General features: G+C 70.8%; 11 protein-coding genes and 1 tRNA gene. 8 read left to right on the plus strand and 4 right to left on the minus strand.

What is annotated here, in order from left to right:
* Positions 1-88 precede the first annotated feature (88 nt).
* The 5 genes from HII36_RS49760 (at position 89) to HII36_RS49780 (ending at position 5,187) form a co-directional block, all read left to right on the plus strand.
* Positions 89-1,375 carry an ArsB/NhaD family transporter gene (locus HII36_RS49760; protein WP_407940900.1) on the plus strand — a complete coding sequence of 429 codons (1,287 nt, stop codon included), beginning with the start codon at positions 89-91 and terminating at the stop codon, positions 1,373-1,375.
* Positions 1,376-1,534: 159 nt separating this feature from the next.
* Entirely contained in the window at positions 1,535-2,743 is a 1,209-nt protein-coding gene (locus HII36_RS49765; RefSeq protein WP_173530411.1) for a cation:proton antiporter, read from the plus strand.
* On the plus strand, positions 2,740-4,065 hold the full coding sequence (locus tag HII36_RS49770) for a TrkH family potassium uptake protein (RefSeq protein WP_173530412.1): 1,326 nt from the start codon (positions 2,740-2,742) through the stop codon (positions 4,063-4,065). The genes HII36_RS49765 and HII36_RS49770 overlap by 4 nt, the downstream gene beginning before the upstream one ends.
* A complete protein-coding gene (locus tag HII36_RS49775; protein ID WP_173530413.1) occupies positions 4,058-4,720 on the plus strand; it encodes a potassium channel family protein in 663 nt (220 codons plus the stop codon). Before HII36_RS49770 ends, HII36_RS49775 begins: the two co-directional genes overlap by 8 nt.
* Positions 4,721-4,749: 29 nt before the next feature.
* On the plus strand, positions 4,750-5,187 hold the full coding sequence (locus tag HII36_RS49780) for a CBS domain-containing protein (RefSeq protein WP_173530414.1): 438 nt from the start codon (positions 4,750-4,752) through the stop codon (positions 5,185-5,187).
* Positions 5,188-5,230: 43 nt separating this feature from the next.
* Here the strand turns inward: HII36_RS49780 and HII36_RS49785 are convergent, their stop codons facing one another.
* On the minus strand, positions 5,231-6,988 hold the full coding sequence (locus HII36_RS49785; RefSeq protein ID WP_328808253.1) for an ABC transporter ATP-binding protein: 1,758 nt from the start codon (positions 6,986-6,988) through the stop codon (positions 5,231-5,233).
* Between the two features lie 113 nt (positions 6,989-7,101).
* On the opposite strand from HII36_RS49785, the gene HII36_RS59010 reads away from it, so the two are divergent.
* The 3 genes from HII36_RS59010 (at position 7,102) to HII36_RS49800 (ending at position 9,251) form a co-directional block, all read left to right on the plus strand.
* Positions 7,102-8,163: an endonuclease/exonuclease/phosphatase family protein gene (locus HII36_RS59010; RefSeq protein ID WP_328808254.1), complete on the plus strand. Its 1,062-nt coding sequence runs from the start codon at positions 7,102-7,104 to the stop codon at positions 8,161-8,163.
* 132 nt (positions 8,164-8,295) lie between these two features.
* Entirely contained in the window at positions 8,296-8,859 is a 564-nt protein-coding gene (locus tag HII36_RS49795; RefSeq protein WP_173530415.1) for a TetR/AcrR family transcriptional regulator, read from the plus strand.
* On the plus strand, positions 8,856-9,251 hold the full coding sequence (locus HII36_RS49800) for a DUF6463 family protein (RefSeq protein WP_173530416.1): 396 nt from the start codon (positions 8,856-8,858) through the stop codon (positions 9,249-9,251). Before HII36_RS49795 ends, HII36_RS49800 begins: the two co-directional genes overlap by 4 nt.
* Here HII36_RS49800 and HII36_RS49805 read toward each other — a convergent pair.
* From HII36_RS49805 to HII36_RS56170, 3 genes are all read right to left on the minus strand, one after another.
* Positions 9,246-10,196: an SDR family NAD(P)-dependent oxidoreductase gene (locus HII36_RS49805; RefSeq protein ID WP_173530417.1), complete on the minus strand. Its 951-nt coding sequence runs from the start codon at positions 10,194-10,196 to the stop codon at positions 9,246-9,248. The two genes, HII36_RS49800 and HII36_RS49805, sit on opposite strands and share 6 nt — an antisense overlap.
* 191 nt (positions 10,197-10,387) lie before the next feature.
* Positions 10,388-10,463, minus strand: a tRNA-Pro gene (locus tag HII36_RS49810).
* Between the two features lie 197 nt (positions 10,464-10,660).
* The coding region (locus tag HII36_RS56170; protein ID WP_407940898.1) for a hypothetical protein at positions 10,661-10,854 on the minus strand (194 nt) is incomplete at its 5' end.

A 10,854-nucleotide genomic window follows, 5' to 3' on the forward strand; every position in this document is an offset into this window, starting at 1 on the left:
CCTCTTGATAGGTTGGCGCCAGGTGTGCCGGGAAGTCTGGTCGGCAATCCTGTCGTCGTTCCCGGATGGGCTGGTGCCGGTGCTGCCGATCACCGCATGGCTGGCGGTCGCCGCCTTCCTCTGCGCGTACACGCTGATCGCCACCGAGAAGGTGCACCGGGTCGCCGCCGCGCTCGGCGGCGCCGGGATCATGCTGCTGATCCACGCCACCGACGCCGGCACCGCCTTCTTCTCCGAGCACGCGGGCATCGACTGGAACGTCATCTTCCTGCTGCTCGGCATGATGATCATCGTCGGGGTGCTCAAGCAGACCGGCGTGTTCGAGTACCTCGCCATCTGGGCCGCCAAGCGCGCCAGGGGCCGCCCGTTCCGGCTCATGGTGCTGCTGGTGATCATCACCGCGTCGGCCTCGGCGCTGCTGGACAACGTCACCACCGTGCTGCTCATCGCGCCGGTGACGTTCCTGGTGTGCGAGCGGCTGGCGCTGCCGGTGGCGCCGTTCCTGATCGCCGAGGCGCTGGCGTCCAACATCGGCGGCACCGCGACGCTCGTCGGCGACCCGCCCAACATCATCATCGCCAGCCGCGGCGGCCTGACCTTCAACGACTTCCTCATCCACCTGGCGCCGCTGATCGTCGTGCTGGTGGCGGTGTTCATCGGGCTGTGCCGCTGGCTGTTCCGCCGCGCGTTCACCTACGACCCGGAGCGGGCCGCGGAGATCATGACGCTGAACGAGCGTGAGGCGATCGCGGACCGCCGCCTGCTGTGGCAGTCCCTCGCCGTGCTGGCGCTGGTCATGGCCGCGTTCGTGCTGCATCCGGTGCTGCACTACGAGCCGTCGGTGGTGGCGCTGCTCGGCGCCGGGGTGCTGGTGGCGGCCACGAAGGTGACCACCGAGGAGGCCATCCGCGAGGTCGAGTGGCCGACGCTGGTGTTCTTCGCGGGCCTGTTCGTCATGGTCGGCGCGCTGGTGCACACCGGGGTGATCGAGAAGGTCTCGCAGGCGGCGGCCGGCGTCACCGAGGGCAGGCTCGCGTTCACCACGATGTTGCTGCTGTGGGCGTCCGCCGGGCTGTCGGCGATCGTGGACAACATCCCGTACGTGGCCACGATGAGCCCCATCGTGGCCGACCTGGTGCAGGCCAACGGCGGCGAGGGGCCGGGGCAGGTGTTGTGGTGGGCGCTGGCGCTGGGCGCCGACCTGGGCGGCAACGCGACCGCCGTGGGCGCGGCGGCCAACGTGGTGGTGCTCGGCATCGCCGCGCGCAACGGCACGCCGATCAGCTTCTGGGAGTTCACCCGTTACGGGCTCGTCGTCACGTTCGTCACGGTCGCGCTGTCCACGCCGTATCTGTGGCTGCGCTACCTGCTGTGACGGCGTGGTTTTCGCGTCAATAATGCGGCTGCGCACTGGCTCTGAGCGGGGTGTTACGGTATAGCCCGGTGCGCCGGGAAGTCTGGTCGGCAGGTTCTTGTCGGCTCGACCTCCGAGAGGCGTCACCCCCATGTCCAACCTGAGCGGCGGAGTCATCTGATGGCCGTCCTGCTGACGGCCTTCGCTGGAGTGCTCCTGCTGGCCGTGCTGCTGTCCAGCCTGGCCCATCGCACGATCCTGTCCACCGCGGCACTGTTCCTGGTGGCCGGCTTCGTGCTGGGCGACGGGGCGCTGGGCGTCGTCTCGCTGCGTCCAGGCGACGACCTCGTCGCGACGCTGGCCGAGCTGGCGCTGTTCGCGGTGCTGTTCACCGACGGCATGCGGGTCGGCTGGCCCGAGCTGCGCTCGGCGTGGCGGCTGCCGGGGCGCGCGCTCGGCTGGGGCCTGCCGCTGACGCTCCTGATCACCGCCGTGGGCGCGCACTACCTGGTCGGGCTGGGCTGGATCGAGTCGCTGCTGATCGGCGCGATCCTGGCGCCCACCGACCCCGTCTTCGCCGCCGCGCTGGTCGGCAACGAGAAGGTGCCGCCGCGGCTGCGTCAGCTGCTGAACGTGGAGTCGGGCGTCAACGACGGCCTGGCGCTGCCGTTCGTGATGTTGTTCCTGGCCGTCGCGGCCGGCTCGGGCGACCTGCACCTGAGCGAGCTGGGCCTGGAGCTGGGCCTCGGCGTGCTGATCGGGGTGGCGATCCCGTGGGCGGCGCTGCGGCTGGAGCGGATGCGCTGGTTCTCCGCCTCCACCCAGTACGAGCCGCTCAACGCGCTGGCGATCGGGCTGCTGGTGCTGGCCGTGGGCAAGGCCACGCACGGGAACCTGTTCCTGGCCGCGTTCTCGGCCGGCATCACGGTGGCCACCTTCGGGCAGCCGCAGCGTGAGGCGTTCGAGCATTTCGGCGAGCTGATCGCGGAGCTGTTCAAGCTGGGCGCGCTGCTGGTGTTCGGCGCGCTGATCAGCCTGCCGCTGCTCGGCTCGGTGGGCTGGCGCGGCTGGCTGTTCGCGGTGCTCGCGCTGGTGCTGGCCAGGCCGGTGGCGATCTGGCTGTCGTTCCTGCGTTCCGGGCTGACGGTGCGCGAGCAGGCGGCGGTGGCCTGGTTCGGCCCGAAGGGCTTCGCCTCCGTGGTGTACGGGCTGATCGTGCTCGCCTCGGGCATCGCCGCAGCGCAGGAGGTCTTCCAACTCGTGGCGGTCACGATCGTGCTGTCGATTCTGCTGCACTCATCCACGGATATCGTGGTGGCACGCTGGTTCGACGACGAGCGTGAAGTCCCGGCCTGGTACGGCCGGCTCAGGAGAACGAACGAAACATGAGGCTGCGCTCCCCCGCTCAGCTCGTCGCCACCGGGTTCGGCACCGCCATCCTGATCGGCACGCTGCTGCTCATGCTGCCGGTGTCCACCTCCGGCGACGCCCCGGCGACCTGGCTGGTGGCGCTGTTCACGGCCACCTCGGCGGTCAGCGTGACCGGCCTGGTGATCGTCGACACGGCGTCGCACTGGTCGGTGTTCGGCGAACTGGTGATCGCCGGGCTGGTCCAGGCCGGCGGGCTGGGCATCATGACCATGGCCACCGTCTTCACCCTGGTGATCTCCGGGCGGCTCGGATTACGCGCCCGCATCGCCGCCCAGGCCGAGACCAAGACCCTGAGCATGAGCGACGTGCGCCGGGTGCTGCGCAAGGTGGTCCTGTTCAGCCTGGCCTGCGAGGCCGTGGCCGCCGTCGTGCTCACCGCGCGCTTCATGATCGGGTACGGCGAGCCGTTCGGCCGCGCCGCCTATCTGGGCGGCTTCCACGCGGTGTCGGCGTTCAACAACGCCGGGTTCGCGCTGTGGTCCGACAGTCTCATGCGGTTCGTCACCGACCCGTGGATCTGCCTGACCATCGCGCTGACCGTGATCATCGGCGGGCTCGGCTTCCCGGTGGTCTTCGAGCTGGCCCGCTCGTGGCGGCGGCCGTCCAGGTGGAGCGTGCTGACCAGGATCACCGTCGGCGTGACGGTCACCCTGCTGTTGTTCGCCACGCTGGTCTTCCTCATGACCGAGTGGCGCAACCCGGCGACGATGGGCCCGCTCGACGACTCCGGCAAGGTGCTGGCCGCCTTCTTCACCGCGGTCATGCCGCGCTCGGCCGGGTTCAACGTGCTCGACGTCGGCCAGCTCTACCCGTCGAGCTGGCTGGCCATGGACGCGCTGATGGTCATCGGCGGCGGCAGCGCGGGCACCGCGGGCGGCATCAAGGTGAGCACGATCGGCCTGCTGGCGTTCGTCATCTGGGCGGAGCTGCGCGGCGAGAGCCGGGTCAACATCGGGCACCGGCGGCTGCCCGAGTCAACCCAGCGCCAGGCGGTGGCCATCACGGTGATGGCCGTCGTGCTGGTGGCGTTGTCCACGTACGTGCTGCTCGCGCTCACCCCGCACAGCCTGGACCAGGTGCTGTTCGAGGTGTGCGCGGCGTTCGGCACGGCCGGGATGTCCACCGGCATCACCGCCACGCTGGGCGTCGCGGGGCAGTTGCTGCTCGTCCTGCTCATGTTCATCGGCCGGGTCGGCCCGCTCACGCTGGGCTCGGCCCTGGCGCTCAACAAACGCGTACGCCGCTACGAACTACCCGAGGAAAGAGTCATCGTTGGCTGACAACAACAGCGATCCGGTCGTGGTCATCGGCCTGGGCAGGTTCGGCACCTCGCTGGCGCTGGAGCTCATCCGCCGCGGCACCGAGGTGCTGGCCATCGACAACCGGCCCAAGGTGACCCAGTCCCTGGCCGGGCACATCACCCAGATCGCCACCGCCGACTCGACCGACATCGAGGCCCTGCGCCAGCTCGGCGTGCCCGACTTCTACCGCGCGGTGGTGGCCATCGGCGGCGACGTCGAGGCCAGCATCCTGACCACGTCGCTGCTGGCCGAGCTGGAGATCGACGACATCTGGGCCAAGGCGATCAGCATTCAGCACGGCCGCATCCTGAACCGCATCGGCGCGCACCACGTGGTCTTCCCCGAGCACGACATGGGCGAGCGGGTGGCGCACCTGGTCAGCGGCAGGCTCATGGACTACATGCAGGTGGACGAGAACTTCGCGCTGGCCAAGACCACCCCGCCCAAGGAGTACGTGGGCATCCCGCTGGGCCGCTCGAACCTGCGCCGCAAGTACGGCGTCACGATCGTCGCGGTCAAGAGCCCGGACGAGGAGTTCACCTACGCCACCGCCGACACCGAACTGACCTACGGCGACGTCATCCTCGTCTCCGGGCGCACCGAAGAGGTGGAGCGCTTCGCCGAGCTGCCCTGACGGTTAGGCTGGCCCGCAGGAGGACGACGATGCGCGCACGCGATCTCGCCGGCGACTTTCCCACGGTGACGCTCGACACCCCGGCGCTGGAGGCGGCCAGGCTGCTGGCCGACCAGGACCTGCCCGGGCTGATCGTGGTCGACGGCGAGGGTCTGCCGTTCACGATCCTGCCCGGCACACAGGTGCTGCGGCTGGCCGTGCCGCGTTACTGTCAGGACGATCCCGCCCTGGCCCGCGTGGTCGACGAGCCGCACGCCGACGCGTTCCTGCGCGCGCTGGGCGGCAAGACCGTGCGCGAGTGCCTGCCCGACGAGCCGCGCGAGCTGGCCGTGGCCGACCCGCGGGCCACCGTGCTGGAGATGGCCGCGCTGATGGCGCGCACCCGCAGCCCGCTGGTGGCGGTGGTCGAGGGCGGCCGGCTGGTGGGCGCGATCACCCTGCAGTCGCTGCTCGACCACGTGCTCTGACCCTCCACCAGCTCCTCGACCACGTGCTCTGAGCCAAGACGGCTCAGGCGAGCGCGGCGTAGGCGCCGTTCCTGGTCATCAGCTCCTCGTGGGTGCCGATCTCGGCGATCCTGCCGTCGTGCATGACCACGATGCGGTCGGCGCCCCTGATCGTGGACAGCCGGTGCGCCACCACGAACACCGTCCTGCCGCGCACCAGGCGGGTGAGCGCCTGCTGGATGAGCGCCTCGGAGCGGGTGTCCAGCGCCGAGGTGGCCTCGTCCAGGATGAGCACGCGCGGGTCGCGGATGAGCGCCCTGGCGATGGCCAGGCGCTGCTTCTGACCGCCGGACAGCCGGGCGCCGCGCTCGCCGACCACGGTGTCGAGCCCGCCGGGCAGCCGGTCGATGAACTCCAGCGCGTTGGCGTCGCGCAGCGCCTGGCGCACCCGGTCGTCGGTGACGTCGCTCATGCCGTAGGTGACGTTCTCGCGGATGCTGCCCTCGAACAGGATCGACTCCTGCGGCACCACCGAGACCGACCTGCGGTAGGTGCGCAGGTCCAGTTCCTCCATGTCGCGGCCGTCGAGCAGGATCCGGCCCGAGGTGGGTCGCAGAAAGCCGATGACCAGGTTGAGAATCGTGGACTTGCCCGCACCGGACGCGCCGACCAGGGCGATCGTCTCGCCCGGCGCGACCGTGAGCGTGAACCCGCCGATCGCGGGGCCCCCGTCGCCGCTGTCCCCGGGGCCGCCGTAGGAGAAGCCGACGTCGCGGAACTCCACCTCGCCGCGCACCTCGCCGACCTCGGCCTTGCCGGCGTTCTGTTCCAGGTCGGGGGCCTGCAGCACCTCGCCGATGGAGCGTACGGAGGCCAGGCCCTTGCTGATCACCGGCGTGAGGCTGAGCAGCGAGGTCACCGCGGACGTGAGCGTGGTGAAGAACGCGGTCAGCATGACCACGTCCCCGGCCGTGATCGGCAGCACCCGGTAGTAGGCGATGAGCGCGCTGCCGGCCAGGAAGGCGACGCCGATGGCGTTCAGCAGGATCCAGGCCAGCGCGCCGAACCGGCCGTTGAGCAGGTCGAGCCGCAGGCCCTTGCGCAGCACGGAGGTCAGCGTGCCGTTCACGCGGTGCAGCGCGTCCTGCTCCAGGCCGTGCGCGCGGGTGATGGGGATGAGCGTGGTCATCTCGGTGACCCGGGTGGACATCCGCTCGACCTCGCGGCGGAAGCTCTCGTTGTCCTCGCGCAGCCGGTGGCGCAGCTTCATCACCAGCAGCGCGGCGGCCGGCACGACCACCAGGAACACCGGCAGGGCGGCGGGCACCCGGGCCGCGATCACCACCAGGCCGCCGATGAGCGTGGTCAGCGCGCCGAGCCCCAGGTCGCCGGTCTGCTGCACGCTCTGCTCGACGCTCTCGACGTCCCTGATCACCTTGGTCTGCAGGACGGCGGCGCTGACCCGCGAGTGGTAGCCGATCGACAGTTGCTGCATCCTGCGGCACAGCGCCGAGCGCAGGCCGGTGCCCATGCGCCGGATCGCGCCGTGCAGGCAGCGCACGTAGAGCAGGTGGAACGGGTAGTTGAGCAGCAGCATCGCCAGCAGGATCGCGGTGTTGAGCCAGAGCATGGCCACGTCGCCGCGGCTGATGACGACGTCGATCACGTTGGCGGTGATGAGCGGCAGCAGCCAGATCGGGCTGTGCTTGACCAGGAAGGCGACGACGGCGACGGCCAGGTTGAGCCGGTCCTCCATGAAGAGGTAGGCGAGTGTGCGCAGCGGGTGCTCGCCGCGGTACCGATGGTCGAGCGCGTTGACCACTTATCCCCCATTACATGCCGTATCGTCCGGGGAACATCATCTCGTGGTGATATTTCCGGCAGATGACCCGGCCTCTCAGGGAAATCTCATCTCGGCGGTGCAGCCTGTAGATCGTGCAAGGGCAGAGCAGTGGCACCGCCACGGACCTCATCACGGGGACGGAATCGTCCTCAGCGGAATCGGCGGGAACGGCGGGAATCGCGGGATCGGCGGGCACGGCTCGGGCCGGGCGGCGGCGCAGACGCTGGCCTGGCTGGACGATCGTGGCGCTGCTGGCCGCCTGGGCGATCATCCGGGTCTTCGGCCTGGAGCAGGGCTCGTTCGTGACCCAGTTGATGACCGTGACCCCGTTCGGCGCCGGGTTCGCGGCGCTCACCGCGATCGTGACGTTCCTCACCCGCAACCGGCTCGCCTCGCTCTGCGCGGCGCTCGTGTGCGTGGTGCTCACCGTGACCGTGCTGCCCAGGACGTTCGGGACGGACCCGGCCCCGGCCGCCACGGGCACCCCGCTACGGGTGCTGACGGTCAACCTGTTCGGCCGGGCCGACGCGCGGACCGTGGTCGACTTCGTCAGGAAGAACGACGTCGAGGTGTTCAGCGCGCTGGAGCTCACCCCGGCCAAGGTGGCCGACCTGGACGCGGCCGGGCTGAAGGAGCTCATGCCGTACCGGGTGCTGCAGGCCGACTGGGGCGCGACGGGCAGCGGGCTGTTCGCCAAGCACCCGGTGACACCGCTGGAGAACCTGTTCACCCCCATCGGGCACAACATGCCCGCCGCCGCGATGACGCTGCCCTCGGGCGGCAAGGTGGAGCTCGTCGCCATCCACCCCAACCCGCCGCTCGGCCGCATGGTGGAGGAGTGGAACGCCGCACTGAGAGCACTGCCGTCGACCTCGCCGACCGCCTTCCGGGTGCTGGCCGGCGACTTCAACGCCAGCCTCGACCATCGCGCGCTGCGCGACCTGCTGGACCGGGGCTACGTGGACGCGGCCGCCGCGGTCGGCAAGGCGCTGGTGCCGACCTGGCCGAACGGCAGGCGCGTGCCGCCGATCATCACCATCGACCACATCCTGGCCGACAAGCGGGCCGCGGTGAGCCGGGTCGAGATCGTGGACGTGCCGCGCACCGACCATCGCGGCGTCTTCGCCGAGCTCAGGCTCCCCGCTGGACTCTGATTCGCGGGCTCTGATTCCCGGGCTCTGATTCGCGGGCTCTGATTCCCGGGCTCTGATTCACGGGCCGCCTCCCTGGAGGCGGCCTTCGGCCCGCCTGCTCGCCATACCATTCCGTATGGTACGTTCGTCGGCATGGCGAGCAAACGCGACTGGCTCGAAACCGGCCTCATGGTCCTGCGTCAGGACGGCGCCCCCGCGCTGACCATCGAGCGGCTGTGCACCGAGCTCGAGCTGACCAAGGGCTCCTTCTACCACCACTTCAAGGGCATGGCCGGGTTCAAGACCGACCTGCTCGCGCACTACGAGAGCGAGCACACCAGCCGCTTCATCGACGCCGCCGAGTCCACCGGCGGCCCGGCGCGCGCCCGGCTGGCCCGGCTGCTCGACCTGGTGCTCGACGACAAGGACCACAGCGAGGGCCTGGAGATCGCGATCCGGGCGTGGGCGCTGCAGGACGCCGAGGTGCGCGCGCTGCAGGAACGCGTCGACCGGCTGCGCGTGGGCTATCTGCGCGACCTGTGGCGCGGGTTCGGCGGCCCGGTCGACGACGCCGACCCGATGGCCCACCTGCTCTACCTGGTCCTGATCGGGGCGCAGCAGATGGTCCCGCCCGTCCGGGTGGGCGAGCTGCGCCGCGTCTACGACCTGACCATGCGCCTGGCCCCGCACGAGCACGACGAGGAGGACCTCGGATGAACGCCCTGGCCCGCTGGACCCCCCGCCTGATGATTCTGACCGCGATCCTGCACTTCGCCTGGGCCTTCCTGCAGCCGCACGCGTGGGGCGCCATCGCCGGCGACGGTTTCCTGGCCGCCGTCGCCGACACCGGCGCGGCCGACTACTTCGCCCGCGACTCCAGCGTCTGGTTCCTGGTCGGCGGCATCGCGATGCTCGCCCTGGGCACCCTGTCCGCGCACACGGTGCGCGCGACCGGCCGGATGCCGGCCCAGGTCGGCTGGTACCTGCTGGCGATGGGGGTCCCGCTGTGCGTGTTGTACTTCCCCGTCACCGGGAGCTGGGTGCTGCCCGTGCTGGGCGTCATGGCCCTGCTCGCCGCCCGCCGGGAGCCGGGCCTATCGGCGTCATGACGCTATGAGCTTCTCCGACAGCTCCCACAGCCGTCCGGCCCGTTCCTGATCCAGCGCGTACGGCAGGTAGTGGCCGGTCGGCAGGTCGCCGCCGCCGGTCCACGCCGTGGCGATCGCGCAGTCCTCCAGATAGAGCCCGCCGACGCCGGTCAGCTCAGCGGCGAGCGCGGCCCAGACCGTGGTGGCGGCGCCCTGCTCGGGCGTCTTCCAGCCCGGCCGAGTGGCCGGGGCTCCGTTCTGGCCGGCCCGGCCCAGCGCGGTGAGCTGGGCGGATTCGAGATGGCGTGGCAGGCCGGTCGGGATCGCGCCGGGCATGACCGCGTTGGCGGTGACGCCGTCACCGGCCCACCGGGCGCTCGCGCCCACCGCGAACAGCGAGGTGGCGGTCTTCGACCGGCCGTAGGCCTCCCACGGTGCGTACGGTTTCACCAGGTAGTTCGGGTCGTCGAGGTCGACGTCGGCGCGCCGGTGCGCCCGGGAGGACAACGACACCACGCGAGCCGTGCCCGCCGCGCGCAACACCGGCAGCAGACAGGCGGCGAGCGCGAAATGGCCGAGGTGGTTGATCCCGAACTGCGACTCGAACCCCTCGGCGGTACGCGTGAGCGGCGTCGCCATGACGGCCGCGTTGTTGATCAGCAGGTGCAACGGGTGGCCGGTGGCGGCCCGTTCCCCGGCCCAGCCCCGGACCGAGGCCAGGCTGCCCAGGTCCACGCGAGCGAACTCCACCCCGGCGTTGCCGGTCTCCGTCCGGATGCGCTCGGCCGCGGCGAACCCGGCCGTCTGGTCGCGGCCGATCAGCGCCACCCGCGCGCCTGCCGACGCGAGCGCGTGCGCGGTGTGAAAGCCCAGGCCGGAGGCGCCTCCGGTGACGACCGCGGCCTTGCCGGTCAGGTCGTGCCCGGCGGCGACCTCCGCCGCGGTGCTGTCCTCGCCGAACGTCATGGCAGCTTCCCTTCCATCGGATCGTCCTCGGTGGAACGCGGCTGCCGGGGGAAGATCTCCCGGACGGTCGGCTTGTGCCCCGGGCGTGGCTGGCGTGGGCCGTGCCCGGGGCATGGGCCGTGTCCGGCCGGGGGGCGCCACTCCCTTCGGCCAGACCTGAGCCCGCGAGCCCCTCCCCGGAGGGGCCGCCGTCCGAGTGGCAGGATTCGAACCTGCGGTGCTCCTGCTCCCAAGGCAGGCGGGCTGACCAAACTGCCCCACACTCGGTTGTCATGAATGAGAAAAGCCATCCCGGACGTGTGTCCGAGACGGCTTTCCGGGTAATTCCCGATGCGGATCAACCGGAAAGCCGTCCCCAGGTCAGGCCGGGGGTGAACGCTTCGAATCGGCTCACTTCGCCTCGCTTTCCTGTTCGTCGTGGACATTGATCACGGTAAATCGTGGATCCGCGAACCGCCACTCATTTAAGGCCCGGGCATTTGAGGCGCGGACGCGGGGTCACTCGCGGCCTGCGTGGATGCGGGGTCACTCGCGGCCTGCGTGGACGCGGCGGCGGCCGGTCGGGCCGCCTGGCCGGCCGGGGGTCGCGGGTCGCCGCCGCTCAGCGCCGCGAACCCGAGCAGGCCCAGCACCGCCGCCCCCACGGCCGAGCCGAGAA

The sequence above is a fragment of the Nonomuraea antri genome (genome assembly GCF_013283785.1).
Taxonomy (GTDB): Bacteria; Actinomycetota; Actinomycetes; order Streptosporangiales; family Streptosporangiaceae; genus Nonomuraea; species Nonomuraea antri.

Bases quoted from the DNA above. Each gene is read 5' to 3' on its own strand.
- HII36_RS49795 (WP_173530415.1), top strand. From the start codon at position 8,296: ATGGCGAGCAAACGCGACTGGCTCGAAACCGGCCTCATGGTCCTGCGT.
- HII36_RS49770 (WP_173530412.1), top strand. From the start codon at position 2,740: ATGAGGCTGCGCTCCCCCGCTCAGCTCGTCGCCACCGGGTTCGGCACC.
- HII36_RS49805 (WP_173530417.1), bottom strand. From the start codon at position 10,196: ATGACGTTCGGCGAGGACAGCACCGCGGCGGAGGTCGCCGCCGGGCAC.
- HII36_RS49780 (WP_173530414.1), top strand. From the start codon at position 4,750: ATGCGCGCACGCGATCTCGCCGGCGACTTTCCCACGGTGACGCTCGAC.
- HII36_RS49800 (WP_173530416.1), top strand. From the start codon at position 8,856: ATGAACGCCCTGGCCCGCTGGACCCCCCGCCTGATGATTCTGACCGCG.
- HII36_RS49765 (WP_173530411.1), top strand. From the start codon at position 1,535: ATGGCCGTCCTGCTGACGGCCTTCGCTGGAGTGCTCCTGCTGGCCGTG.